Source organism: Endozoicomonas sp. G2_1 (genome assembly GCF_017744155.1).
Classification (GTDB): Bacteria; Pseudomonadota; Gammaproteobacteria; order Enterobacterales; family Alteromonadaceae; genus JAGHQT01.
This window is the reverse complement of sequence record NZ_JAGHQT010000001.1, coordinates 122,341-148,394: the sequence shown is the minus strand read 5'-3', so window position 1 is coordinate 148,394 and position 26,054 is coordinate 122,341. Positions and strand designations below refer to the sequence as shown.

General features: G+C 44.3%; 20 protein-coding genes. 14 read left to right on the top strand and 6 right to left on the bottom strand.

Annotated features, from left to right (window positions below; genetic code table 11):
• Positions 1 to 54: 54 nt before the first annotated feature.
• The 3 genes from J7384_RS00660 to J7384_RS00650 all read right to left on the bottom strand — a co-directional run bounded on the left by J7384_RS00660 (position 55) and on the right by J7384_RS00650 (position 2,123).
• Positions 55 to 819 carry an anti-sigma factor gene (locus J7384_RS00660; protein ID WP_209110193.1) on the bottom strand — a complete coding sequence of 255 codons (765 nt, stop codon included), beginning with the start codon at positions 817 to 819 and terminating at the stop codon, positions 55 to 57.
• Positions 804 to 1,358 (bottom strand): sigma-70 family RNA polymerase sigma factor, encoded by a 555-nt coding sequence (locus tag J7384_RS00655; RefSeq protein ID WP_209110181.1) that lies wholly within the window; start codon positions 1,356 to 1,358, stop codon positions 804 to 806. The genes J7384_RS00660 and J7384_RS00655 overlap by 16 nt, the downstream gene beginning before the upstream one ends.
• Positions 1,359 to 1,889: 531 nt before the next feature.
• Positions 1,890 to 2,123 carry a DUF2789 family protein gene (locus J7384_RS00650; RefSeq protein WP_209110179.1) on the bottom strand — a complete coding sequence of 78 codons (234 nt, stop codon included), beginning with the start codon at positions 2,121 to 2,123 and terminating at the stop codon, positions 1,890 to 1,892.
• A gap of 200 nt (positions 2,124 to 2,323) precedes the next feature.
• Here J7384_RS00650 and J7384_RS00645 point away from each other — a divergent pair, with 200 nt between their 5' ends.
• The 10 genes from J7384_RS00645 (at position 2,324) to J7384_RS00605 (ending at position 15,117) form a co-directional block, all read left to right on the top strand.
• Entirely contained in the window at positions 2,324 to 2,974 is a 651-nt protein-coding gene (locus J7384_RS00645) for a GNAT family N-acetyltransferase (RefSeq protein WP_209110178.1), read from the top strand.
• A gap of 238 nt (positions 2,975 to 3,212) precedes the next feature.
• Entirely contained in the window at positions 3,213 to 3,536 is a 324-nt protein-coding gene (locus tag J7384_RS00640; RefSeq protein ID WP_209110175.1) for a DUF962 domain-containing protein, read from the top strand.
• Positions 3,537 to 3,661: 125 nt separating this feature from the next.
• On the top strand, positions 3,662 to 6,661 hold the full coding sequence (locus J7384_RS00635; protein WP_209110174.1) for a hypothetical protein: 3,000 nt from the start codon (positions 3,662 to 3,664) through the stop codon (positions 6,659 to 6,661).
• Between the two features lie 1,428 nt (positions 6,662 to 8,089).
• Positions 8,090 to 8,212, top strand: a complete 123-nt coding sequence (locus J7384_RS19485; protein ID WP_280636278.1) for a hypothetical protein — start codon at positions 8,090 to 8,092, stop codon at positions 8,210 to 8,212.
• Between the two features lie 229 nt (positions 8,213 to 8,441).
• Positions 8,442 to 8,987 carry an adenine phosphoribosyltransferase gene (apt, locus tag J7384_RS00630; protein ID WP_209110172.1) on the top strand — a complete coding sequence of 182 codons (546 nt, stop codon included), beginning with the start codon at positions 8,442 to 8,444 and terminating at the stop codon, positions 8,985 to 8,987.
• 35 nt (positions 8,988 to 9,022) lie between these two features.
• Positions 9,023 to 11,338: a DNA polymerase III subunit gamma/tau gene (dnaX, locus tag J7384_RS00625; protein WP_209110171.1), complete on the top strand. Its 2,316-nt coding sequence runs from the start codon at positions 9,023 to 9,025 to the stop codon at positions 11,336 to 11,338.
• 97 nt (positions 11,339 to 11,435) lie between these two features.
• Complete coding sequence (locus J7384_RS00620) at positions 11,436 to 11,762, top strand: YbaB/EbfC family nucleoid-associated protein (protein WP_209110168.1); 327 nt, start codon at positions 11,436 to 11,438, stop codon at positions 11,760 to 11,762.
• A gap of 143 nt (positions 11,763 to 11,905) precedes the next feature.
• Positions 11,906 to 12,670, top strand: coding sequence for an ABC transporter substrate-binding protein (locus J7384_RS00615; protein ID WP_209110166.1), 765 nt, complete (start codon positions 11,906 to 11,908; stop codon positions 12,668 to 12,670).
• Between the two features lie 116 nt (positions 12,671 to 12,786).
• Positions 12,787 to 14,070, top strand: a complete 1,284-nt coding sequence (locus J7384_RS00610) for a glycerophosphodiester phosphodiesterase family protein (RefSeq protein ID WP_209110165.1) — start codon at positions 12,787 to 12,789, stop codon at positions 14,068 to 14,070.
• Positions 14,071 to 14,082: 12 nt separating this feature from the next.
• On the top strand, positions 14,083 to 15,117 hold the full coding sequence (locus tag J7384_RS00605; protein ID WP_348523831.1) for an FAD:protein FMN transferase: 1,035 nt from the start codon (positions 14,083 to 14,085) through the stop codon (positions 15,115 to 15,117).
• Between the two features lie 17 nt (positions 15,118 to 15,134).
• On the opposite strand, the gene J7384_RS00600 is transcribed toward J7384_RS00605, so the two are convergent.
• The 3 genes from J7384_RS00600 to J7384_RS00590 are packed head-to-tail and all read right to left on the bottom strand — an operon-like array spanning position 15,135 to position 20,634.
• Positions 15,135 to 16,733 carry a general secretion pathway protein GspF gene (locus J7384_RS00600; protein WP_209110159.1) on the bottom strand — a complete coding sequence of 533 codons (1,599 nt, stop codon included), beginning with the start codon at positions 16,731 to 16,733 and terminating at the stop codon, positions 15,135 to 15,137.
• Between the two features lie 27 nt (positions 16,734 to 16,760).
• On the bottom strand, positions 16,761 to 19,376 hold the full coding sequence (locus J7384_RS00595) for a LamG domain-containing protein (protein WP_209110157.1): 2,616 nt from the start codon (positions 19,374 to 19,376) through the stop codon (positions 16,761 to 16,763).
• Entirely contained in the window at positions 19,270 to 20,634 is a 1,365-nt protein-coding gene (locus tag J7384_RS00590) for a hypothetical protein (RefSeq protein ID WP_247741557.1), read from the bottom strand. The genes J7384_RS00595 and J7384_RS00590 overlap by 107 nt, the downstream gene beginning before the upstream one ends.
• Before the next feature lie 458 nt (positions 20,635 to 21,092).
• On the opposite strand from J7384_RS00590, the gene J7384_RS00585 reads away from it, so the two are divergent.
• The 4 genes from J7384_RS00585 (at position 21,093) to J7384_RS00570 (ending at position 26,051) form a co-directional block, all read left to right on the top strand.
• A complete protein-coding gene (locus J7384_RS00585) occupies positions 21,093 to 23,885 on the top strand; it encodes a PD40 domain-containing protein (protein WP_209110155.1) in 2,793 nt (930 codons plus the stop codon).
• Entirely contained in the window at positions 23,885 to 24,688 is an 804-nt protein-coding gene (locus tag J7384_RS00580; protein ID WP_209110153.1) for an SH3 domain-containing protein, read from the top strand. The genes J7384_RS00585 and J7384_RS00580 overlap by 1 nt, the downstream gene beginning before the upstream one ends.
• Positions 24,689 to 24,737: 49 nt before the next feature.
• Positions 24,738 to 25,442 (top strand): outer membrane beta-barrel domain-containing protein, encoded by a 705-nt coding sequence (locus J7384_RS00575; RefSeq protein WP_209110152.1) that lies wholly within the window; start codon positions 24,738 to 24,740, stop codon positions 25,440 to 25,442.
• Between the two features lie 87 nt (positions 25,443 to 25,529).
• Complete coding sequence (locus J7384_RS00570; protein ID WP_209110150.1) at positions 25,530 to 26,051, top strand: TlpA disulfide reductase family protein; 522 nt, start codon at positions 25,530 to 25,532, stop codon at positions 26,049 to 26,051.
• The last annotated feature ends 3 nt before the right edge of the window (positions 26,052 to 26,054 follow it).

The window sequence follows — 26,054 nt, the reverse complement described above, 5'->3', positions numbered from 1 at the left end:
AATATTATTTCCTTTGCTGCTTATGATTATTTGTTGTTTCGCCTCAACAGCGGACTAGGTGCTCGCCTGACGCCAATCAGTAAGACGAACACATAAACCCCGAGAAACAACATCGTCACTTGGCTCACCAATTGCGGCACCGCCTTTTTCCTCTAGCGTAACAATGAGTGAATGTGAGTCTTTAATCAGACGCCACTGTGCATCCGATAGCTGCTGTTCAACAATTTCTTGGCCTTGAGGAAGTACACCTAGGCTGCGCGCTTGTTGATCGGTTTTGGAAATAACCCAAAGCTCAAGGTCTTGTTCTTGATCTAACGGTGTCGATTTCACTATGTTGAGCACCAGCTTTTTCGACTCGCCATAGGTGCTAGCAACTAAGTGAGCATCGTCTTGTTGGTTTTCCAATACCGCAACATAGCTCAAAGGATCGGCACTGTTAAGCGGGTTAACGACCAGAAAACTAATTAACGCGACAAAACTAAACATAAAGCTGGTTAGTACTAATCTCGGTGTGGTTAACCATTCACCAAACTGAGATAACAGGCTTCTCGGTTTGGTCGCCGAATGGGGTTTAACAAAGCCGAGTTGCTGTTCGATTTGCTGCCAGTTTTGTTCATCGACATCGAGCTCTGGTGTTGTTTCGTCAAAGCTAACAAAGCGGTTTTGCCAATCGTTAATCGCGTATTCTAAGGCGAAGTTTTGTAGTCTTAGTCGTTCAACACGTGCCCGCACTCTTGCCGGCAGCGCACCAATCACGTATTGACTGGCTAAGTGCTCAATAATTGTTGGATTTTGGTATCTATTTAGCTGTTTAGACATAACTGCAACCTCCCTAAACCGCGTTTCAGCCAAGATTTAATCGTGTTTACTGGGCTGTTAAAATGTTTGGATATTTCTTCACGGCTGTAGCCGTACAAATAAGCCATTAAAATCGATTGTTTTTGACTTTTTTCGAGATTGTCTAAACAGTGTTCGAGGGCTTGAGATGTGTGTACTTGATCTTCCGTATTGAGTAACTTTTGCCATGGCGAATGGGTGTCGAGTTCATTGAATTCGACACTGTCGTACTGATGGCGACGCTGCTCGGCTCGCACTTTGTCGTATGCGCGATAGCGAACAATGCTGGCGAGCCAAGTAAAGACTTCGCCTTTCATCGCCTGATATTCTTGTTTGTTTTGCCAAATTTGAATAAATGCTTCTTGTAAGACTTCGTTGGCGCTTTCTCGGTTATTGGTAATTCGATAAGCAATGCCATTTAGTCGTGCTGCGGTCAGCTGATAGAGTTTGGCAAAAGCCGCTCTATCGCCAAGCTGGCAAGCACTAAACAGGGCAAATAAATGATCTTTAGCATGTTCCATGTGAGTTACTCATTTTATCAATAACGGGTCAGTTGACCGTGCTAGTAACAAATTTTGTTTTATTAATTGGTTGAGTGTATTGGGCGTATTGATCTTTCAGGATTGTTTTGCAGTAGTCTGTTTGGTTTTTATACAAGGCGGAGCAGATGTTGTGTAGTTGTTCTACACAAATTCTGCGACAACGCCGTAGAAAAGCCAAACAGGTGCTGCCCTGCGGGTTCATCTAAACGCTTCCTGCTCATTGTTGCTCGGTTTTTACATAGAATAACTATGTTACAGCCCGAGCGCCGCGATCAGAAAGCGTTTAGATTGAACAAAATTCAATCTCGAAAGAGCAACACGCCCTAAACCAACGTTAAAACATTTTGCTATAGATAACTACGCCTGTTAATAGTGAAAAGTTGCAGCAATTTAAAATAACTTCACTTTTGGGTTAAATTTCACCGCATTGTTTGATTGGTGAGCTTTGTCGGGGCGAAATAAAATCGATGGTCGGGAATCTGAATTTTTGTTGTACAGCGCGAAGACCTTTTACAGCTTTAATAGGGTATTGAGTTGGTTGACAATAGGTAACCAGTTTGAGTCACTTTGTTGAGCGCTTCGAAGGAACTTCTTTTGCGATGGTGACCAAAATTTGGCATCGACGATATTAATGTCGTCTTCTCGGTGTTTGTTGCGATAAATAAATTCACTAATCGCTTGTTCGTCATTAGCTAAGCCGAGTTCGGCAAACAAGGTAGCTAGCGTATACTTTTGAGTATCCATTGTCAGCCTCGCTGGAATAGGAATACTTTAGCTAAATTATATCTGTAGTTTAAAAAATCACCATCTCAAATATTGATCTCAATGTCAGATCCTTTTAATGTGAGAATAACGCTTTTTTCAAAAAGGCGTTGAGACAAATAAAAAATAAAATAATAAGTGGTTGCAACCACAACATACTCAATCATTCGCAATGGGGAATAATGATGAATAGTGTTAGCAGTGAAGCGTTAGACAGTGAGGTTAGGGCAGCGTATTTGAGCGCAGAAGATTTAAAGCTTGCGGCATCTTTGTTATATCAAGCCTATCATGACGATCCGGTTTTTTTGTCGATTTTTGATGGTGAAAACGAAGACTATGAACAAAGGTTACGAGCTTCTATTCGAGAAGAGCTCAGCGCCTTTTGGCAGGCCAAACAGCCAATGGTAGGCCTTTATTTGGGTGAAACTATGGTTGGTGTTGCTTGTTTAAACAGTCCTAATGATGGTGTTACTTCTGGGCGATATTGGCACTGGCGACTTAAAATGTTGCTCAGCGCAGGGTATTTCAGCACCAAACAAATGATTGAAAAAGAGCAGCGTATACTTGATGCGGTGCCACTTAAAAAATTTCATATGTTGTCTTTTATTGCTATTCACCCATTACATCAACACCACGGCTTTGGTCATTACCTGATGGCTGCGGTTAATACTGTGCTAGAAGAACACCCAGATAGTGAGGGCGTTGCTGTTTACGCGACCTCTGAAAAATATCGAGCTTTTTTCCAAGACACCGATTATCAATTAATTGAACAGTTGACAGTAGGTGATGTCAGTGGTGCTTTGATGATCCATTATCGCGAGCAGGGCGTCTAGCCAACCTAAGTTGTGTTGATGATTTTAATAGATGTGTCAGTGCCTTATTTAGGCCAAGTTGTCACTGATAACATCGCTATAGTTGAGATTTAATCAATTCGTAAAAATAACGCCTTACTTACATGGATGTAGGTATTTAGGTATTGTCACGAGCATATATCGGTGTTAGTGACTGATCGTATTTTGCCTGCGTTAATCATTTAGCCAATCAATTGCCACTAATCGGGAGCTTGAAGTTATGCATCAGCAATCACAAGATAACGTTGAACAATACAAAAGCTTTAAAGAGTTTTATCCATTTTATCTTTCCCAGCATCAAAACCTGTGGTGTCGACGTTTTCATTATTTGGGCAGTACAATTGCGATAGCTTTTATCATAGCTGCGTTTTACTTTAGCAATGGCTGGTTCTTACTTTATGCTTTATTAGCTGGTTATGGCTGTGCTTGGGTTGGTCATTTCTTCTTCGAGAAGAATCGACCGGCGACATTTAGCTATCCTATTTACAGTTTTATCGGTGATTGGAAAATGTTTTTTAATAAAATATTTAACATAAAATCATAGGGTTATAATTTTTTATCGAAAAAATTTAGAAAAATAGTAACCCGGCCGCAACTTTTCAAAACTCCGTGGCGTAATCCCTAAAAACAACAGCAAATTCGCTAATTTAGGTGAAAACGGAGAGAACCATGAAAAAAACACATCTGTCTATTGTCCTCACTGCACTTATGCTAAGTGCTTGTGGTGGCAGCAGTAATAATGCTGCACCGACGCCAACCCCAAGTCCAACACCTGCTCCGGCTCCAGCACCTGCTCCGGCGCCAGCACCAACGCCAACAGCGTCAGTATGTCCTGTTGTTGGTAATTTAACGCCAGTTGCTCTAGAACAACAGGGCGATCGCAACAAATGTCAGTTAAGCGGTGTTTTGACTGAAGACGGTGCGATTAGCGCAGAAAATAATACAGACTGGATGTTAGAAGGCTTACTGCAAGTAGGTAACGCCGCTAGCACAGCAACCTTGACTGTTGCTGCCGGTACTAAAGTATACGGTGACAATGAAGGTGAGGTTGATCACCTGTTCGTTTACCCTGGCTCAGGCATTCAAGCATTAGGTACTGGTGCAAACCCAGTTCAGTTTTTATCTGACGATGATAACACCGACGGCAGTGGCGAGTGGGGCGGTTTGTTCATTCGCGGCGATGGTGACAACTTACTTGACTATGTTGTTGTTGCTGAAGCAGGCGCAAGTGTTGAAGTTGCTGGCACAACATATAGCGATAACATTGTCTTGAACGGCGTGAGTGAAGACACTCGTTTGACCTTTGTTCAATCACATGACTCAGCCCGCGATGGTATTCGCATTCAAAACGGTAATCCGCGCATGAGCTGGATTCTTGTTACGGGTGCTGAACGCGACGGTATTTGGTATCGCGATTTCAACGGTTTGATTAAAGATCTAATGGTTATTCACCGTCCAGACAGCGGTCGTGCTGGTATTTATGCTAGTGAAACCGTCGATGGCAATTCAAATCCGCGCATTGTTAACGCAACCTTAGTTGGTCGTGACGGCGCCAGTGAGAGTGCTGCCTCTGATACGAGTGCTCGTGAATTCGGTATTCTTTTCGCCGACAACACAGATCAAGGCCGCTTTGGCAATATCTTAATTAGTAACTTTAGAAATGGTTGTTACGAAACCTCTGCTGATGCCAACCTAAGTGGTATTCCTGCAGTTACCGGTGGACGTTTAGGTTATATCAGTGGTATTCACTGTGCTAACGAGGCTGGTCGCAATCCAAACTTTGCAGTGCTGCGCGATGGTACCAACGGTTTTACCGTTCAAGGCATTGGCAATGGCGAAGGTATTCGTTATTACAACGGTGAGGCTCAGCCAATTACCTTCACGGGTGAATTTGCCGATAGAGGTTTTACCGCAGGTTGGTATTTGGCACAAATTGGCGCGATTACTAATGGCTTAGCGGCCGATGCCAATGCGCTAGTTGGCTTTAACGGTGGCGATACTAACAACGATGGTGTTGTTGATGCCAGCGATATTGGTGCATCTCCATTTTTAGGTAATGCGGGTCCTAACGACTTTAACAATGATGTTGCTGCCGATACTGGCGGTTACGACCTTACCCATATTGGCGCCGTGAGAAGTGGCAGTGATGCCAATGCAGCCCAGTTTAACAACTGGACGGTATCTACTGCTGCTGGCCAAGGTTTCGCAGTGCCAAATAGCGGCGTTGTTTTACCAACTGCGCCAGAAGTGGTTGCCTCGACTTGTCCTCAAGTGGGTAACTTAACGCCAGTTGCACTTGATACAGTTAATGGCCGTAATGTTTGTCAGTTAAGTGGTACTTTGACGACTGATGCCAGTATTGACGGTACAGTTAGCTGGCAATTAGAAGGCTTGCTACAAATTGGTGACGCGAGCAACACTGCGACGCTAACCATTAGTGCAGGTACTGATATCTACGGCGATAATGTAGATGCGGTTGACCACGTTTTTGTTTACCCAGGTTCTGGTATTCAAGCTTTAGGTACAGGTAGCCAACCAGTGCGCTTTATGTCTGATGACGCCGATCAAAATGGCAGTGGCGAATGGGGGGGGTTATTCATCCGCGGTAATGGTAATAACTTACTCGACTACGTCGTAGTTGCTGAAGCAGGTGCTGATACTTCAGTTGCTGGCACCACATACAGCGATAATATTGTACTGAACGGCGTGACTGAAAACACTCGCTTAACCTTTGTTCAATCACACGACTCAGCACGCGATGGTATTCGCATTCAAAACGGCAACCCTCGTTTAAGCTGGATTCTAGTAACAGGTGCAACACGTGACGGTATTTGGTATCGCGACTTTAGCGGTTTAATCAAAGATCTGATGGTTATTCACCGCCCAACAACTGGCCGTGCAGGTATCTACGCAAGTGAGACTGTTGATGGCGACTCTAACCCGCGTATTGTTAACGCTACGCTAGTCGGTCGAGATGGTGCTAATGTTCCTGTTGCAGACCCAGCGCAAAACACAGACGCTCGTGAAATGGGGATCTTATTTGCTGACAACACAGACCAAGTTCGCTTTGCTAATATCGTTGTTGCTAACTTCCGCAACGGTTGTTACGAAACCACTGCTGGTGCTGACTTAAGTGGCTTAGATGCAAGCTTACCAGGCCCAGTGTACTTAGACGGTATTCACTGTGCTAATGAAGCAGGTGCAAATGGTAGCTTTGGCGTAGTTCGCGCAGGTTCAACAGGTTTAGGTAGCTTACAAGGTATTGGCAACGGTGACGGTTTCCGCTACTACAATGGTGTTAACAGCCCAATAACCTTCACAGGTGAAAATGCACCACGCGCCTTTACTTCTGGTTGGTACTTGTTCCAAATTGGTAACATTAGCAATGGTTTAGCAGCAGATGTTAACGCATTAAATGGCTTTAACGATGGTGACACCAACAACGATGGTACTGTTGATAGCAATGATGTTGGCTTCTCAGTATTCTTAAACATGACAGCGAACGCTTTCAACAATGATGTTGCAGCTGATACTGGTGGTTACGACTTAACTCACGTTGGTTCAGTTCGCTCAGGTTCAAGAACTTCAGCAATGGCTCGTCAATTCGACAACTGGACAGTGCAAACAGCTGCAGGACAAGGTTTCGCAGTACCAGCACCAGCTCAGTAAGCCATAACAAACAATACTTAACTCAGTTAAGTTAAAGCCAAAGGCCAACTCGTAACGAGTTGGCCTTTTTTGTTTTTAGCGTCAGGTAATACGAAATTTTATCGATAATACCGTGCAATAACCTGGTGGTTAACTATCTCTTGGCTGTTGTGCTCATATCCTGAGCGTAATACCTTTTAAACCGCTTGAGATGAAATAGTCATTTTTACCTAACCGTGTAAGACATGTCTTACATTGCTGTGAGAAAATATGGCAAAAAGTGTCAGTGATAAATTTTGTTCTTATTTAAGGTTTTGATTTTTTATGGTTTTTATTCGTTTTTATAATTATTTCAAATTTGTGATGAAATTATTTTTTCATTTCGTCGGTAAGAAAATTTTGAAAATTGTTTAATATTAATCATGTCAGGACGACAGAGGGCAGGAAGCTCTTAAGTAACGGAGCTAACAAATTAAGGAAGACTTAAACACTTGGATGTGGTTTCAGGATGAAACATTAAGGACTATATCACAAGGATTAGGAAAAGGGAGCAAGGATAGGACAATAGTGAGATAGGAAATCACAAGTGGCAAGGAAACCTCGTTGGAAATAATGGATGTGTTAGGGATAACCAACTAAAGGAATAAAGGATAGGATGCGAAAGGACGCAAACTAAGGACAGTAACTCTAGCAAAGAGTGTTATAAGGATAGGAAAGGCATGGATGTTTGACCAGGACGGTCGAAGGGACGGCTTTTAAGCGTTCGTACTTCAGGGGCGGAGTATGAGCACGGAATGCAAAGGAACACCATGGCGGTAATGGATAAAAACATTGGATGTTACTCTATGGAAGGTGATTTAAGGATAAACTGAGAGACACTGAAAGTATGCAGGATGCCATAAAGCTAGTTAAAGAAATGCGGCTCTGATCAGCCGCATTTTTTATGTCTGAATTTTTTATAAATCATTGTCAATGATAAGCCTGTTTCCATCCAGTACAACTTAAATAACTTGTGCTATGTAGAAGAACTGCTAACTATTGTTGCGCCCGGACAGTCATTCTTTACTATCAATAAGTGGTATTAAAAAACCTAGTAATTGGCATCTCAATTGCCCGCCATAATTGATAATCAATTTCCATCACCTAAAAATAGATTGATTTGATTTTCATCGAATAAACATTAGCCGACTTTAGTTGTAAAAGTGATATTGAAACGCCCTTTAGGTTTGCGAATACAAATTTTATTTGTCACTTTGTCGGCATTTTCAGTTCAAAGCACTGAGATGAACATAGCATCAATAGCATAACTCAATTACTTTCATCTATTTGGCTATTAGAGCATTTATTCCCATTGCTCAAATAATGTCAAAAATTGATCTATCTCAAACTCTTGTATCTTTATCGAACACTGGTAAAATGCGCTGCGATTTTTACTTGCAGGAACTGTTTATGTCACACCACGAAGATTTTCAAGATAGCTCATCACTAATGCACTTGTTTTTAGCACTTGTTGCGATGGTTTCTATGCCTTTACTACCTATGTTAATGGGCTGGTTTACTGTTTTGTCTTAATAGTAGCAATTCTTGTAATTACGCTGGTTGTTACAGCAACTAGCGTTAAAACTCTCACTTTATTTCCCCATAATTTAATTTGTAACCCTCTCGTTCACAGTATATCTGCCGAATTATTCAACATTCGCAACACATAAATTAATTTAACTCTTTAAAAGCTATTTCTGCGCTATAAAATTGGTAAAAATTGCTTTATCCTTTAGCCATTCAAATTTTTTAATATTGTAAAATGATTTCTGAGCAAACCTTAATTCTTAAAAACGCCGTACACACTATTCCTAACTATCCTGTTGAAGGAGTCATGTTTCGTGATGTAATGGGCATTTTAGAAAATTCTGAAGCCTTTAAGTTAACTATCGACTTACTAGTCGAAAAGTATAAAAATCAGGGTTTTACTAAAATTGTCGGTACTGAAGCACGCGGTTTTTTATTTGGTGCACCGTTGGCTTATGCGTTAAATATCGGTTTTGTACCTGTGCGCAAACCTGGCAAATTACCAAGAGCAACATTTCAAGAGTCTTACCAGTTAGAGTACGGTCAAGACACCTTAGAAATTCATCAAGATGCACTGACTAGTGAAGACAAAGTGCTTATTATTGATGACTTGTTGGCAACAGGCGGTACGATTGAAGCAACCACGAAACTCATTCGACGCCTTGGTGCAAGCGTTGCCGATGCTGCATTTGTCATTTCTTTACCCGATCTTGGCGGTGAGAAAAAATTAGCTGACCTATCATTATCAGTGCATTCGTTATTGCAGTATGAAGGTGAATAACGCGTTGATTTATAAAGCGTAAAAATAGGATTTAAATGAGCTATCAAGTTCTAGCGAGAAAGTGGCGTCCCAAGTCATTTCAAGAGTTGATGGGGCAAGAGCACGTTGTTAATGTCTTGACCAATGCCTTGGCACAGCAACGTTTGCATCACGCTTATTTGTTTACCGGCACTCGTGGCGTCGGTAAAACGACTATCGCTAGAATTTTTGCTAAAAGTTTAAATTGTCAACAGGGCGTTTCGGCAACCCCTTGTGGCCAGTGTGATATTTGTCAAGATATCGATCAAAGCCGCTTTATCGATTTACTCGAAATTGATGCTGCATCAAGAACAAAAGTCGATGATACTCGCGAAATTCTCGACAATGTTCAATATGCGCCTAGCCGCGGTCGTTACAAAGTCTATTTAATCGACGAAGTACATATGCTCTCGCGCAGTAGTTTCAATGCTTTGTTGAAAACATTAGAAGAGCCCCCTGAGCACGTTAAGTTTATTCTTGCCACCACAGATCCTCAAAAACTGCCCGTTACTGTCTTGTCTCGTTGTTTGCAATTTCATTTGAAGGCATTGACAACAAGTCAAATTAAGCAGCAACTAGAGATTATTTTACCGCAAGAGCAAGTGACTTTTGACGATACTAGCTTGTTGCTGTTAGCGAAGGCGGCTAAGGGTAGCATGCGTGATTGCTTGAGCTTAACCGATCAAGCGATAGCGCAAGGCCAAGGTCAACTGATTGCTGACAATATTCAGCAAATGCTCGGTGGCGTTGATCAAAACTGGTCATTTAACATCTTGCTAGCACTGGTCAAGCAAGACAGCCAAGGCTTAATGGCGTTGTCACAGCAAATTGCCAGTTACGCGCCCAATTATCATCGATTACTAGCTGATTTGATTCAGTTATTGCATCAAGTCGCCTTAGCACAAATTATTGAGCACTCGTTTGATTTGTTACCTGAGCAAGAAAAACTGTTTACCAGCTTTTGTCGCGCACTAAGCCCAGAAGATGTTCAGCTCTATTACCAAATTGCTTTAAACGGTCGTAAAGACATGCCTTACGCTGCTGATGAGCAAGCCGCGTTTGATATGGTGTTATTGCGAATGTTGGCATTTGAGCCGATGACGCACAGTAATCGTCAGCGTCAAACAGCACAAACTGAGAACTCGGCTGATAACTCAAAAGTACAAGCTAACGCTAAGCCTGAAGTTACAGATGATTTAACCGAGCTTTCACCAATAGGGAGTTCAGTATCGAATTCGTCATCGGTCAGTGAGCACAATCGTGCTGACCAAAATACGGGTGAAAAATCAGTAGCTGGTCCTAACATTGAAGATATTAAGCATTCAGCTCAAGATTTGACGGCACAACAACCAGCCGAAAATCAGCCTGAGCACGTTGTTGAACAAGACAGTGCAATAGTTGAGCGCCAAGAGCAGCAACATCAAGAGGTTTTAGCACAAGAATTAGCCGCAATTGAGCAAACAGCGGCATCGATGATACAAAATGATAACTTGTCATCGACAAGTGTCGGTGATAACAGTGAATTGCTCGATACGCAACAAACAGCAGCTCAGAACTCGGTTGCCCAAGAACCGTTAATGCTGGCATCATCAGTACAAGAGACCGATGTTGAATCAAACGCCAGTATTGCTAGTAACATTAGACAGCAATCTTCAGTATCTGATGTGCAAGATAACGATGTCAGCTCACCTGTTGAACAGATACTTGCTTCTCGCAATATGCTCAGAAGCCGAAAGAAACAGCTGGAGCAGCAACAAACAAAAAAGCCTAGTGGCGCAGCGGCGCCAACCCAACAAACCGTTAATGTTGATACGCCGCAAACCCCACAATCAATTGATGAGCAAAACGGTGCAACGGTTGAACCGACACCAGAGCCAATCAATATTGCTGAAATACCTGAACAGGTCTATCACCCTGAGATTATCGATCCGGCCAAGATCAGAAATGCCAATCAAATTGATAAATGGGCGAGTATGATCGACGCAATGGCGTTGAATGGTCGAATTCGTCAGCTTGCTATTCACGCGACAATTTCAGCTAACTCGACCGACGACCAACTTGTTTTGTCGCTTGACCAATCAACTAAACATTTACAAAGTGAAGCGGCGCATCAACAGCTTGAGCAAGCAATTTGTCAGTACTTGAATCGCCCGATAACAGTGGTGATTAATGTTGTTGAACAAACAATTGCTGACCCTTATCAAATTCAAAATGATATTAACGACAAGCGTTATCAGTATGCAAAGCAAGTACTTGAGCAAGACGATATTGTTGTCGCTTTTCAGCGAGACTTTCAGGCCGAGCTCGATCCTGAAACAATAAAGGCCTTATAGCAGTGCAGCTGAGGCTAAGTTAACTAATTTTGATCAGAACTTGCTTTTTTTATTGTGAAGTTCTATCGTTGCCGCAAATAATTTTGGAGATGTCATTATGATGAAAGGTGGTATGGGCAACCTGATGAAGCAGGCCCAGCAAATGCAAGCAAAAATGCAGCAAGCACAAGAAGAAATCGCCAATATGGAAGTCACTGGTGAAGCGGGTGCAGGTATGGTTAAAGTCACTATGACGGGTAATCACAGTGTGCGTCGTGTTGACATCGATGAAAGCTTGATGGAAGACGACAAAGAGATGGTTGAAGACCTAGTTGCCGCCGCCTTTAATGATGCTGTTCGTCGCGTTGAGCAAGTCAATAAAGAGAAAATGGGCGCGTTAACAGGTGGTATGCAAATGCCGCCGGGTTTCAAAATGCCATTCTAAGTAATACTAAAACGCCCGGTTATCCGGGCTTTTTATTTTTAAAACCCCGTTCATTAGTGTTAGGCTATAGTTTTGGACAATAGGGCAGTTAATAAAATAGCGTTGTGATTGGTTTGTTAAAGTTTACTAGGTTATTACTAAGCTTGTTGTTTTTATTGACAGCGCCATTGGCCATGGCAAATCAATGGGCAGGGCAAAGCATCCAAATTTGTGATGATGGTGCTGAGTTTGCGCCATTAACTTACTATAAACGCGATGGTGGTGATAAGACCAAAGAGCTGATTGGTTCAACGGTTGAATTAATCGATTTGATTTTCCGCAAACACAATATTCGTTATCAAATCACTTTATTGCCCTGGAAACGTTGTTTACACGAAGTAAAATATGGCAAAAATTTCCAGCTGATATTAAATGCCGTTCACACTAAAGAGCGAGCTGAAAATTACCTACTCACCCAGCCTCACTTTGATAGCAAAAAACATTACTTCTACAGTAAATCAAAGTATCCACAAGGTATTACAATCAATACTAATCGAGATTTTGAACAGTATTCACTCGGTGGTGTTCGCGGTTACGCGCAAACTGTTTTTGGCGTTGAAGATGGTCAGGTTGAATTTTATACCCACTCTTACGGCAATTTAATTGAAATGATGTACCTTAATCGCTTTGATGTCTTTTTAGCCGGCGAAGAGTTGTATTTTTGGCTACGTTTAACGCGCCCAGATCTAGCAGTAAACAATAAACTTGGCTACGGCGCTATTAATTACTTGCCAGACACCGACTATCACATGCTTATCTCCAAAGGCTATTCAAAAGCTGAAGAGCTTAAAGAATTAATTGATCGCGAGTTAGACTTAATGCGCGAGAGTGGTCAATTGCAAGGGCTGAAAGAAAAGTACTTTCACTAGTCTGGCTCTTTTTTACTTTTTACAAAGCTAATACATTCATTTATTTGTCAAATTACTTGGTTAAATTAGCGGGCAATTGGCTCGCATTTTAAAATCTGTTTAGTTTGGTCATCAATATGTCTAAGTTGGTTAACTCTTTTCATCTATTTTTAGCGCTTCTGTTGTTAACTGCTTGTAGCCAAACATCGAACACTGGCAGTGCTAAAACACATCGCGAAGTTGTCGCTCAGATTGGTTTAAGACCGCTTTATCTCGTTGAACAATTACCGACAGGCCAGTTAAAAACTGAACTTGAACAGTGTCGTGGCAATCAACTTTATCGTCATGATTTTTCTATCGGCCATCGCGGTGCGCCATTACAATTTCCTGAACACACGAGAGAATCTTATCAAGCGGCGATTGATTCAGGTGCCGGTGTTTTGGAATGCGATGTTACTTTTACCAAAGACCAAGAGCTGGTCTGTCGCCACTCACAATGTGACTTGGCTGAAACCACCAATATACTTGATATTCCTGAATTAGCGGCCAAGTGCCGTCAGCCTTTTGAACCGGCTGATCCAGCACTAGGTAGGCAAGCTAGTGCTCAATGTTGTACTAGTGATATCACCCTTGCTGAGTTTAAACAGCTCAAGGGCAAGATGGACGGTGTCAATCGACAAGCGACCACAGTCGCAGAGTACCTGAAAGGAACACCGAATTGGCGCACTGATTTATACGCAGCCACTGGCACTTTAATGACTCATCGCGACAGTATCGAAATGTTTAAAGCGGCAGGAGTTAAAATGACACCTGAGCTTAAAGCGCCAATGGTCACCATGCCGTTTCATGGTTTTAGTCAGCAAGACTATGCTGACAAAATGATCAATGAATATCGACAGCAAGGCGTTGCGCCGAGTCGTGTTTATCCGCAGTCGTTTAACTTGAAAGATATCCAATATTGGCTCGCGAAGCATCCGAGCTTCGGTGCGCAAGCGGTTTACCTCGATGACAGGTATGAACATAACGAAGCGGGTGTCGCCGTATTTGATCACATGAACCCACAAACTTGGTCACCCAGCATGACTGAATTGGCCGAACAAGGGGTTACTATTTTAGCGCCACCACTTTGGGTGTTGTTAACCACAAACGACAATGGTCAAATTGTACCTTCAGCCTATGCGCTTGCCGCAAAAGCCGCGGGGTTAGAGTTGATTAGTTGGACTTTAGAGCGTTCAGGTCAGCTTAGTCAGCAGCAGGGCGGTTGGTACTATCAAAGCATTCATAAAGCGATAAATGGCGAAGGCGATACCTATCAAGTACTCGATGTTTTGGCCCGTCAAGTCGGCGTTAGTGCGATCTTCTCCGATTGGCCCGCTACCGTTACTTACTATGCTAACTGTGTTAATCTACCCGCTAAATAAGCTGTTCTGAGTGTGTTTGTGTTTACCCGTTTGCCGATTAAAATAGTCAGTTGCCATCTACTGTGTTTTATTTTCTTAATGTCTGTTCCTATTACCGCACAAGCACAGTGGTATCAACACAGTTTTGAAGTAATGGGCACGCAAGCCCACGTCGAATTTTGGTTAGAAAGTGAAACATCAGAGCAAGTAGCTATAAAGGAAGTGCCACTAGCAGCACGCAATATTATTGACAGTGTTGTCGCTGAAATGCAACGTATTGATCAAGGTATGAGTCCTTACAAAGCAGACAGCGAATTGTCTAAACTGAACCGTTTAGCTGCTATGCGACCGGTAGTGATCAGCCCAGAACTATTTGATTTACTGAAAAATGCCGAAAAAATTGCCGAACTTAGCGACGGCGCTTTTGATATTACCTATGCTTCCGTCGGTTACCAATACGACTACCGCAACAAACAAAAACCTAGCCAAGCGCAAATTGAGCAAGCACTTCCGGCGATTAATTATCGTGGCATAGTACTCGATCAATCAAACAATTCCGTTCGCTTCAATCATCCTAAAATTAAAATTGATTTAGGGGGAATCGCCAAAGGTTACGCAGTAAAAAATTGTTTGGCCTTGTTAAAAGCGGCTGGCGTTAAACATGGCTTAATCAGTGCCGGTGGCGATACAGGCCTGTTAGGGGATCGCCGCGGTCGACCTTGGCTAGTGGGCATTAAACACCCAAGAGCAGAGCAAAAAAATGCCGTGCACTTACCACTTGCCAACGAAGCTATTTCAACCTCAGGTGACTATGAACGTTACTTTGTCGAAGACGGTACTCGCTACCATCACATTATTAACCCCAAAACAGGTAAATCGGCGTGGCAAGTAGTCAGTGTTTCGGTGATTGGCCAAGACCCAACCTATGTCGATGCTTTGTCTACCACCATTTTTGTCCTCGGCTTAGAGCGGGGCATGGCGTTAATTAATCGCCTCGACGATTATGAAGCGATTATTATTGATAATCAGCAAACGCTGCACTTCTCTCAAGGTTTACAGCAAAACTAGTAAGGTATTTTGAGCATTTAAATTTGGTTTAAGGTGCCGCTAACAATTGGTTGAAATGCTGTCAGTGAGTCAATTAAGGCGCTACTACCAAGGCCTTGGCCAGGCACTAGCTGACTAAATTGACCTTGTTCGCCGTGCAGTGCTAGGTAATTTAACAGCACGGTTTCCACCAATAAGTTGACATTGTTGGCTGAAGGGGCCGAAGCGGTGTCAACAGAGGCATCAGCGCGCATAAAGCCAATTTGCTGATGGCGCGCTGCTTGTTCAGGAGTTGCCCCCATTAATGCTGGTCTGCCATTGGGGTTGTAAACTAGGAAGAATGAAGCGCCAGTCGATGAATTATCACCAGTCCATTCACCTTTACCACGTCCTTCTATTGAATCATCAATACGGCCGTTACTGGCCACTGAACCATCGCTGAATACGTACATCATCAAGGGCATATTGCGTCTGGCGGCATATTCTAAACAAGCGCCCATACAGCGACCGGCGCGCAAGTCTCTGAGTTCTCCCGTTGCTCGTTCACCCGTGTGATAATCAAAGCCGCCCATGGTCACGGTGCCAGCACCAGAAAAGCCGTTGACCACTAGTTTCATTATCGACGAGGTCTTGCGAAATTCGCTGTCGCCGTCAAACTCCGCCAAGCTAAAAATACCACCGGGGCCAACGATATCAGGGTCGAGCAAAGGATTTAAGGTCGCTGGATTACCGAAACGGTCGGCCAAGTCAGCACTTTTGACATAGCCGCAATTCACTAAATCTTTAATTACGTCATCTCGAGTGACTTGGGTATTTACCTGTGCCATTTTTTGCGCACTGACCCGTTGAATACTTTCCATAACTGCCACAGCGTCGGCTTGTGACAACAAGCTAAACAGGTCGCCAGTATCCACTAAGCCGGTAACATCACTCGGCCGGTCAATTTTGGTTGGTCGCTTGCTTAGGTCGGTGAATCGCGTCGGTGCCATCGAGTTTCCACCTGAATCGGTATTGCGCGAACCAGATAACGTCATCAATGAACCATCAGCACCAGCACTGGCAATCGCGTACATCGGGTTATGCGGATTGTTACTGGTATCGTTGTCGGAACGACACGGAATAACTGCACCATTGATGCGGCTGCGGGTATCGGCAGAAGTGCGCTCTAAAATCCCCCGTAAAAACGCCGAATCTGAGTGAAACGCCAAACCGAGTTCGGTGTTGATAAAATCGGATTGCCCCGAAGCTGGGTTGGCAATTGACGGTGCCATATCACCCGGCAAACCGAGTTTGTTATAACCGCCCGTTGATAAAAAGTCCAGTTGGCCGCCAGCGCCACCCACTAAGACATTCGAGCCAGCGATATTGGCACCGCCGGCTAAATCAAACGAGATAAACGGAATTTTGCCAGCACCTTGTACATTGATTCCACAGGAGCTGCGCAATGCTTCTAAGTCAGCCGATAGCGTCGCATGCGCTTGGTTAGGTTTGTTAAACATGCCAAACAGTGACATACCACCGACGACACCAGCGCCTTTGCGCAGCCCAGAGGCGATAAAATCACGTCGGCTGACTGGCTTTTGATGATCAGCAAATAACAAGGGTGTGTCTGGATGGTAGTGTGAAGGTTTTTTCATTGTCTTATCCTGATTTCTGAACCCATGTTATTGAACGAGTGTCACAGCACTGGCAAGTACCGCGGCACAGCTCGATTTGGCGATGGTGCGAGTTCGCTGTTCGTCACAGCTGACACCGTTACACTGACTCAAGCGGTCAATTAAGTTGCCTATTTCAGTGCTTACTTGACTCTTCATCGGTTGGCTGCTCGGTTCAAGTGGCATTAACCTGTTGAGCAACGGTTCAACAAATTGGTTTCGAGTACTCGGCGCGAAGGCGCTGGCAGGCGCTTGGCTAAAGTCGAGGTTGGGGAACCAAGCGCTGCGCAGGCTGTCATTTTCAATGGCGCTATCACAATAAGCGATTGCTAGCTGTGTAATCGCCATTTGTTGGGCTGAAATAAAGGTTTCGATGTTGTCTATACCCGGTAGCTGACGCTGAATAACTCGATAAACATCAAATACTTTGCCGTTGTTTTGCGCTACACCAGTTAACGCACTCATCGAGGCAAAAATTTCAGCAAAGTTGCGAATACCAATGTCTGCGCTGTTGCTGCTATCAAAAGTCTCTGGCGTCAGTACCAAATCAGCTTCAACTTTAATGTTGCTGTGCTCACCCAAACGCTCGAAAGATAAGAAAAACTCATCTTGCTCTGGGCCTTTTTCTATTGGGAAAATAGTGCCAAGTGGTGATAACGACAGTGGCGTCGCTAACGACGTTTGGCCAGCAATGGTTTGCTCAAAATTGGCATAGGCTTGGCCTTGCTGACTTTCCTGACCGTTGATCCCTATGTTAATGCCTTGAATAGCCAATGGTTGGGCGAGGGCTTGTTGGTCTAAATTGACTAAGGCCGGTTTGCTAAACAAATAGCTGAAGCTGTCAAACTCACTGACTTCAAACATTAAATAGGTGTTGGCCAAGTCAATTAAATCGCCAATGCTAAACAGCAAGAAGAAGCGCTCGCCGACGCCAATCTCAAAGTTTTGCTGCACTTGTTCTGTTGTCAGCGCCGCATTGTAGATTGCTAGTAAGCGAATGTTACCTTGCCAAACGTGATTGTTTGACGCTTCGCGGCCAAGAATTAAGGCAAAACTGCTATCCCATGAGGCCAGTGGACTTATTTCATCATCACTAACCTCAATCAAGTTGCCATTGACATAAATACGGCGACCATTGGCTTGGCTGTAGGTTAAGGTGACGTGCTGTAAGCTGGCCTGCAGTACTTCATCGGCATCGGGTGTACTCAGCGCTGGCTCGCCGTTAACCGACGTTGCCGCTGTTCGCAGCATAAAATCATAGTTGTACTGGCTTTGACCTAAAGTAAAATTGCGCTGATCATCACCGGCAGAGTAGCTAATAATGCGTGCAGGTCCTTCTTGCACAACATTAGCGGGAGTAAGCCAGGCTTCAACGGTAAATTCCCCCGTTGCGGTAATTAAATCGTGAAGCTTTTTACTGGTAGCTGTGCTCGCTTGCGCCTTACCGTTGTTAAACACTAAGCCACCACTGCCAAGCCAGTCGATATCGCCGGTTAAGGTCAGGTTAGCAGCAGGGCTAACGCCAGAAGTATCGTAAGCAATATTGCCACTACCGGTTTTAAACTGGTAAAGGGCAATCATATCACTTTCAAAACGACCGCCATTTGATGCGACCACGCCGTCGGTTAAACGCAGTGCCTTTGAGGTCACCATCGCCTCGTCGACTTGGCTCAGTGGAATTTGCTCGCGAAAGGCGTTAATTGCCTCGCGCATGGTGTTACTGTTATTTTGGCAGTCACTCCAACAATTGTGAAATTCACTGCCGAGTCTAACCACTAAACGAGACAGCTCGGGTTGGTCCAAATTTATCACCCGCGTTGCCGCTTGGTAGGCACTGGCTAAGTCGCCGCTCGCGAAAAATGGCGATTGCGCCGTTGCTGAGGTTTCGTTGTGACAGTCGGCGCAGTATTGTTGAACAACTGGGTAAACGTGTTGATTAAATAAACTCGCGTCTTGTGGAAATACGCGGCTACTGCCAGGTTCTCGAATCACAGGTGCAGTCAGCTCAATGGTGGTGGCAACACTGACCCGATCGTCAGACCACTGCTTTATCCATTGAGTCATGGTATCGGCGCACGCTTGATCACTGCCAAGCCAACAGTTGTGACCTGAGCCCACTTTAGTCACTAAGCGCGATTGGCTTGGCTGACTTAAATCTACTAGCGGTTGGCTAGCAGCGTAGGCTAAATTAACATCGTCAAAGCGAGCGAAATAGGGCGCTTGATCATCGGGTTTGTGACAACCACCACAACGCTCACTAATGGCAATATTATCAAATAATGCCGTTCTAAATTTTTGAATATCTTCAGTTTGTGGTGCCGGGCCAGTGTATTCTTGGTTAGTTGCTGTAGGCGGTGCAGGGGGATTAGTTTGTACCTCGCTCTCACCACAGCCAGTTAATAAAACCGCTGTGCTGATGATACCAGCCCAGAACACCTGCTTTTTAGTTGAAAAGCGGCCTGTAGAATGCCTTGCAAAATCAGTTATTATCGACATCGTTATTTTCTCGTGCACAACATCACTCTCCCATGCAGTAGTTGCCAAGCTCAGCAAATACTCGCTTGAGTTGATAGCCGTTTTGTTTAAATGATGCCGTTGTACTGGCAAGTTGATTAATATCGGCATCACTTTCAGCCGAGCGTAAACAGACGTTTTTGAACACTTTTTTCACTTGGCACTGGGCAAATGCTTCGCTGTTGGCAAGCTCTTGACCGAGCGATTTAAGACCTGCACCTGAACCTGTTAACGCAGGATCCCAACCTAAACTGCGGTTGTTACCGCTGCGCCAATAGTTCTGCCATTGGTCATTAGTCGTGGTGAACCCGAGTGGAAAGGTGGTGTTGTTATTAAAGTATTTAGCTTGTACTCGGGTGCCGGTAACTGGGTCGGTAGTGCCAGTTTGATTGTAGGCAATATTACCCGCATCGCCCTCGGGGTCTGCGTCTTGATTAAAGTCGTAATCGTAATAGGCAAACGCTTGTGCCAGTGGGTCCATACCGCTGTGGCAAGCCAAGCAGTTGTTAACAAACAAGCGACTGTCGCCACCTGGACTGCGACTGACATCTTGGCGAATGCGATCTGGTGGTAAGGTGTTGTCTTTGATCGGCTCTAAATCGGTACACAGGTGATTGATCAAAGTGAATCTCAACATAGCGCGGTTAGTGCCAAGATAGAAAAACGCCTTGGCACCGGCTCTACTGGTTAACACACCAGCAGTTGCCTCAGTGGGCAAACCGTTTAAGCTCGATTGTGTGACTTGTACTAAATCTGCTTGCAAATCAATAGCATTATCTTCAAGAGCTTGATAATGCTGATTGTTATTGATGTTATAAGCGGGCAAATTTAATGTCGGCCGGCCGACATAGGCAATGTCTGCTTGCAAGAGTTGGCGAAAGTCTAAATCGTCGCGCACCATGCCAATTACCGTCGCACTGTAGTCGTTAAGCGGTAGAAAAATATCTTGGTCAATATTGGTCCACGGGGTTGAAAATAGCTTTAACGTGGTGTTGTAAAAGTGCTTTGACTCCATCGCGACATAGGCGGCATCAAGTCCGTTGCCTTGATCAATCAAGTCGCGCATTTGGCCTAACGTCGAGGCATCAGCAGGGACGCCGGCAAGGCGATCGTGCAAACGCTTTGCTTGTTCCAGAGAGCCTGCCCAACTGGTGTTTACGTTGATCAAAAGGGCTGCGGCTAACAGTTTTGCTAGCGTAGAAAAACTGTTTTTTGCGCTCGCTTTGCTGTCGATTACTTTGTCGACAACCGCGACTTTTTGGCCGGTGCTTTTTTGGTTGGCACACTTTTCATTGGCACTGCGGTTATCGCAAGTACGACTGGCTTGTTCACCGTTACAACTATCTTGGTGATAATGTAACACCTTCATACAACCCCCTTGAAGATGTTTAGCGATTCGCTAAGGTCTAATTTTATTTGGCTTTGATTAAACACCATTATCGAGTGTCAGAAATTTTTACAATAAATTCAATTTAAAACAAGTGCTTAATTGTTTTTGTGTAAAAAATTCTGACATTTTAACGGTGTTTTTAGCTTAAAAAACGAGCTAAAAGCCATCTCCTTTTTTAGGTTTAAGCCATTTTAAAAGGCTTGTAAACCGTTTTTTGTTTATTTCGTTAAAATAATCATTTTTTAAAAATAAATTAAAAACTGGTTGTAATTCGATCGTTTTATGTATTATTGTAAAAAAAGCTGACACAGCTTGACTACTAAGACACGTAATTAACACTTTTGAGTAAGAGCTTTGTTAATTCGGTCTTAGCTGTAAATATCAACTCGTGTAACAGCATTGAATTAATAATGCGTTTAGTAAAAATGGAAACTTGTATGAATCCGAAGATGTGTTGTAGCGGATTTACTGGTTTGTTTTTTCTTACCAGCTTACTGATGAGCGGTTGCAATTCAGAAAGTTCGTTAACGGAAGATAGATCAGATCCAGTGTTGGAAGAATTCCCTGTGGTCTACATAGAACGTAGCCTACAAGCCAATTTTGCTGAGCAAAATTCAGAAGCTGTTAGTTTTCCCATAACCCAGCCAAGTCGTTTTAACCCCGGCGCTAGATTAGTGTTAAAAGCTAACGCGACCGCAAATGCCATTCAAACAGATTTAACCGCAGGCTTATTTCAAAACGCTGAGCAAGAAGGTGATTCTGCGAACACAGATGCCAACGCCAATGCCAACCAAAAACTACCATCACGCATTGATATTAGAGATTTGTCAGTATCGCCAGATGGCCAAGAATTTTTGGTGTCGATTAGAGCACCTGAGCAGCCAGATCTTGATGAAGACCAACAACCACGTTGGAATATTTGGCGCTATAACCGCGAAGATAGTCGTCTTTCGCGTTTAATAACAAGTGATATTATCGCAGAACAAGGCGATGATTTAATGGCCTCGTTTTTACCCGACGGCCGGATAATTTTTGCGTCAAATCGACAACAACTGTCACGCGCGATTTTACTCGATGAAGGCAAACCTCAATATCAAGCCTTAAATGAACGCGGCAACCAAGCAGCGTTTAATTTACACATCAGCGATAGTGATGGCACTAACATTCGACAGTTGACCTTTAATTTGAGTCACGATTTTTATCCCTTGGTACTTCAAGATGGTCATATTTTGTATAGCCGCTGGGACGCCATGGGGGGCGACAATCGCATTAATTTGTACAAGATGCGCCCAGATGGTACTGAAAACCACTTGGTTTACGGCTGGCATTCACACCAGTTGAGTATCAATCAATCCGCCCCTTCACAGAGCGATAGTTCTCAAGGTGATCAATCGCAAACCACAACCGCTATCGTCGATTTTATCAAACCTCAGCAGCTCCCAAGCGGCGATATTTTATTACTGCTCAACAGTCGTCAACCAAACGTTTATCAGAAGCGTCCACAAGTCATCAATATTCGTGACTTCACCGATCAAAACCAAGCCATTGCCGCTAATAATCCCAGTGCATCGTCAGCATTGTCTGATCTGTTTGACCGTCAGCAATTTGATTACAGTTTTTCCGAGCAAGTCTCGCCAAGCGGTCGCATTAACCATTTATTTGCCTTGCCAGATCAAAGCCAACGCTACTTAGTCAGTTGGGATTTGTGCCGTGTCATCATTGATCAGCAAGTAAGAGCCTGTGGTCAACTGAGCGCAGAGCAACTCGCTGATCCTGAGTTAGTGCAAGCGACCCCGTTTTATGAATTGTGGCTGTTTAATCAAGTGAACAATACCCAGCAACTAGTCGCGAGTACCAGTGAAGGTAACTTCATTACCGAAGCGATTGTGATGCAAGCTAGCACGGTCGCACCGAGTTTTGTCGCCGACAAAACGCCGGGTAATGAGCTCGATAGCGATTTGTTCAACCAACAAGCGGGTGCCATTCACATTCGCAGTGTTTACGACTTTGCGGGCGTTGACAGTACTGCCCAAGGTCTTGAGCAGCTTAAAGATCCCAGCCAGACGAGCGCCGCACAAAGACCGGCGCGCTTTTTGCGATTGGTCCGCGGCGTGCCAATGCCGCCAGAAGAGGTTCGCGAAATAGAGAATACTGATTTTGGTCGTAGCCGCGATCAGTTAATGCGCGAAATCTTGGGTTATACGCCAATCCAGCCAGACGGCTCAGTTAAAGTGAAAGTACCTGCCAATATTCCTTTTGCCTTAAGTGTTGTCGATCAAAATGGTCAACGCATTGGTGGTCGTCATCGCCAATGGTTAACTGTACGTCCGGGCGAAGTGATGCAGTGCCAAGGCTGCCATACTCGAAACAGCGAAGCGGCCCACGGTAGACCTGATGCTGAATTAACCAGCATTAATGTTGGCGCGCAAAGCGATGGCGTGCCGTTTAACAATACCAACCCAAGCCTAGTACCTAGTTTTGGTCAAACCATGGCTGAAACGGCAGAGAAGACCTTAGGACTGGCCGAGCTTAGCAGCGATTTAAGTTATACCGATATTTGGACCGACCCAGCCCGTGCGCCATTAAATCCATCGACTAATCTGAGCTACCAAGCTCTGACCACGGCGGTGCCCAATGGCGTGAGTTGTTTCACTAATTGGACGGCATTTTGTCGCTTGCAAATTAATTACCTAGAGCATATTCAACCGCTGTGGCAACAGTCGCGCTTGGTGCTTGATAGTGTCACTGGCGAAACCTTGCAAGATCAAACCTGCACTAGTTGTCACAACACTTTAGATAGCGATGGCACTGCGCAAGTACCCGCAGGGCAACTTGATTTAACGACTGCGCCATCAAGTGATGAACCTGCACATACCAATGGCTACCGAGAACTGTTTTTTGCCGATGTTGAACAGGAGCTAGTTGAAGGTATTTTAGTTGACCGCCGCGTACCCCTGTTAGATGACAATGGCAATCCCGTTTTTCAGTTAGGTCCTGATGGCGAGTTACTGATCGATGAAAATGGTCAGCCAATTCCAGTATTAACCACAGTACCGGTTAACAATATTTTGTCGACTGCCGGTGCCCGTGCCAGTGCGCGCTTTTTTGAGGTCTTAAACAATGCCAATCACAGTGGCGCGCTCAGCGTTGACGAAGCTCGCTTGATCAGTGAATGGCTTGATATTGGCGGCCAGTATTACAACAACCCGTTTTATCAGGAGGCGCAGTAATGACTAGCCGACTGAATAAGCGCATGTTAGACACTGGCTTTGTCACGCTAAAGACTTTGTTAATAGTTCTGTTTACGGCTTTATCGACGGTATTAGCTCCGACGAGTGCCAACGCCAGTTTTTGGTCAGAACAAGAATTGGTCAACATCACTATTGAAGCGCCATTTGTTGAATTGCGTTCAGGTCCTGGCCGAGGTTTTCCGATTGTTCATGTGGTTGAACAAGGCGAACAGTTAACTGTGGTGACCAAGCGTACCGCCTGGTTCAAAGTCATCGACAAGCGCGGCAATCAGGGCTGGATCAATCAAAAACAACTTGTTCAATTTAGTTTCAATCAAGGCGCTTTAGCGACTGAAGAGCAAGACCAAAATGACTTTCAAAATCGCCATTGGGAAGGTGGTATTGCTTATGGCGAGTTGGAAGATGCAAACTTTTATCGCGTCAGCCTCGCTTATGCCTTTAGCCCTGTGATTAGCAGTGAAGTTTCTTTTGGTAAAGCCAGTGGCAGCATTTCAGACAGCGATTTAGTTGAACTTAGTTTACTGGCACAACCCTTTCCCGAATGGTTAGTGAGCCCTTATTTATCGGTTGGCGGCGGTTTAATTGAAACTACGCCAATTAGCGTTTTAGCCGACGCTGAAAGTCGACGTGACACCCTTATTAGTGGCGCACTTGGCGCTAAGTATTATTTGACCCGCAACTTTGTGCTGCGCGCCGAATACAAATATGCCTTGGCCTTAACCGACCGAGATGACAACGAAACCTTGAGAATTTGGACCTTGGGTTTTAGCGCATTTTTTTAATGTGCTAGCCAAGTGCCAAAAGCGAACAATTTGATCTGGAGAATTGACCATGAACAAGCAAATCAGCAATCAAAAGCAACTCGCTAGCGTGACCAAGGTTTGGGTGCGAGCACTTACTGCTTTATTGGCATTTGCATTGACGAATACAGTTTACGGACAAACAGAAACAAATAGCGAGCAACCCCTTGAAGCCGCAACTGAACCTCAAGTTAAGCCTCAAGTTGAACGCCGCCAAGTACTGGAAGATTTACTCGACAGCGAAAACTTTGAATTTGGCGTGAAAGTTGGCTTGATTAGCATCGAAGACTTCGAGTCAAGTACGTGGTACGCGGGTCACTTTGCTTATCACATTAGCGAAGATTTCTATCTAAAAGCCGAATATGGTCAAGCGACCGCTGGTACCAGTAGCTTTGAACGACTTGCCAATACTGCGCCACTGCTGACCGAAGATCAGCGCGATTTAACTTACTACGGTTTGAATCTTGGCTACAACGTCTTACCGGGCGAGGTTTTTCTAGGTGATGACTTAGCGTTTAACAGTGTTTTTTCCGTTGAGCTTGGCGGCGGTACCACAGAATTTGCTGGTGAAGATCAATTTACCATTAATTTTTCCACCAACTTTCGCATTTTTATGAATGACTGGATTGCGTGGGATATTGGCGTCACTGATTACGTTTTTGACAATCAAATCACCGGGGAAAACAAAACCACCCATAACTTAAATTTTACCACTGGGGTCTCGTTTTATTTTTAAGGTCCTCCCGCTATTTAGCGAGTAAACCTGAGTTTGGTGGCGACTAGTGAAAAGCTAATCGCATACACAGCAATGATGGAAATCACGATGAAAATACACAGCACATTCAAGAAAATAAAGTTAATCGCCGCAAGTTTAGCCTTGCCGCTAGCCTTGTTGCTCAGTGGGCATGTCCAAGCGTTGTCGGCTGCACAAGCTGCGCCAGACTTTACCTTAAAGTCGATGGCGGGCGGCAATTTTAATCTTGCTGAGCAACGCGGCAATATCATCATTATCAACTTCTGGGCGTCATGGTGTGGTCCGTGTCGTATTGAAATGCCTGTTCTGCAAGAGCTACACAACAAATATCAAGATCTTGGCGTTGCCGTTTGGGGTGTTAATGTCGAGCAAGAAAATCAAGCAGGTCGCGATTATATCGCGGAAATTGGCGTTGATTTTCCGGTTTTCTTCGATGCGAGTAATACAGTCTCTGCCGCTTATCAAGTCGAAGCGATGCCGACCACTGTGATTGTTGATCGCCACGGTAAAGTGCGTCACGTTTTTCGCGGCTATAAAAAAGGCTACGAAAAGAAATACGCCAAAGCTATCAAGCAGTTGATTAGGGAATAACGG

Coding starts and splice junctions, on each gene's coding strand:
- J7384_RS00660 (WP_209110193.1), bottom strand. CDS start 819: ATGTCTAAACAGCTAAATAGATACCAAAATCCAACAATTATTGAGCAC.
- J7384_RS00655 (WP_209110181.1), bottom strand. CDS start 1,358: ATGGAACATGCTAAAGATCATTTATTTGCCCTGTTTAGTGCTTGCCAG.
- J7384_RS00650 (WP_209110179.1), bottom strand. CDS start 2,123: ATGGATACTCAAAAGTATACGCTAGCTACCTTGTTTGCCGAACTCGGC.
- J7384_RS00645 (WP_209110178.1), top strand. CDS start 2,324: ATGATGAATAGTGTTAGCAGTGAAGCGTTAGACAGTGAGGTTAGGGCA.
- J7384_RS00640 (WP_209110175.1), top strand. CDS start 3,213: ATGCATCAGCAATCACAAGATAACGTTGAACAATACAAAAGCTTTAAA.
- J7384_RS00635 (WP_209110174.1), top strand. CDS start 3,662: ATGAAAAAAACACATCTGTCTATTGTCCTCACTGCACTTATGCTAAGT.
- J7384_RS19485 (WP_280636278.1), top strand. CDS start 8,090: ATGTCACACCACGAAGATTTTCAAGATAGCTCATCACTAATGCACTTG.
- apt (WP_209110172.1), top strand. CDS start 8,442: ATGATTTCTGAGCAAACCTTAATTCTTAAAAACGCCGTACACACTATT.
- dnaX (WP_209110171.1), top strand. CDS start 9,023: ATGAGCTATCAAGTTCTAGCGAGAAAGTGGCGTCCCAAGTCATTTCAA.
- J7384_RS00620 (WP_209110168.1), top strand. CDS start 11,436: ATGATGAAAGGTGGTATGGGCAACCTGATGAAGCAGGCCCAGCAAATG.
- J7384_RS00610 (WP_209110165.1), top strand. CDS start 12,787: ATGTCTAAGTTGGTTAACTCTTTTCATCTATTTTTAGCGCTTCTGTTG.
- J7384_RS00600 (WP_209110159.1), bottom strand. CDS start 16,733: ATGAAAAAACCTTCACACTACCATCCAGACACACCCTTGTTATTTGCT.
- J7384_RS00595 (WP_209110157.1), bottom strand. CDS start 19,376: ATGCCGATATTAATCAACTTGCCAGTACAACGGCATCATTTAAACAAA.
- J7384_RS00590 (WP_247741557.1), bottom strand. CDS start 20,634: ATGAAGGTGTTACATTATCACCAAGATAGTTGTAACGGTGAACAAGCC.
- J7384_RS00585 (WP_209110155.1), top strand. CDS start 21,093: ATGAATCCGAAGATGTGTTGTAGCGGATTTACTGGTTTGTTTTTTCTT.
- J7384_RS00580 (WP_209110153.1), top strand. CDS start 23,885: ATGACTAGCCGACTGAATAAGCGCATGTTAGACACTGGCTTTGTCACG.
- J7384_RS00575 (WP_209110152.1), top strand. CDS start 24,738: ATGAACAAGCAAATCAGCAATCAAAAGCAACTCGCTAGCGTGACCAAG.
- J7384_RS00570 (WP_209110150.1), top strand. CDS start 25,530: ATGAAAATACACAGCACATTCAAGAAAATAAAGTTAATCGCCGCAAGT.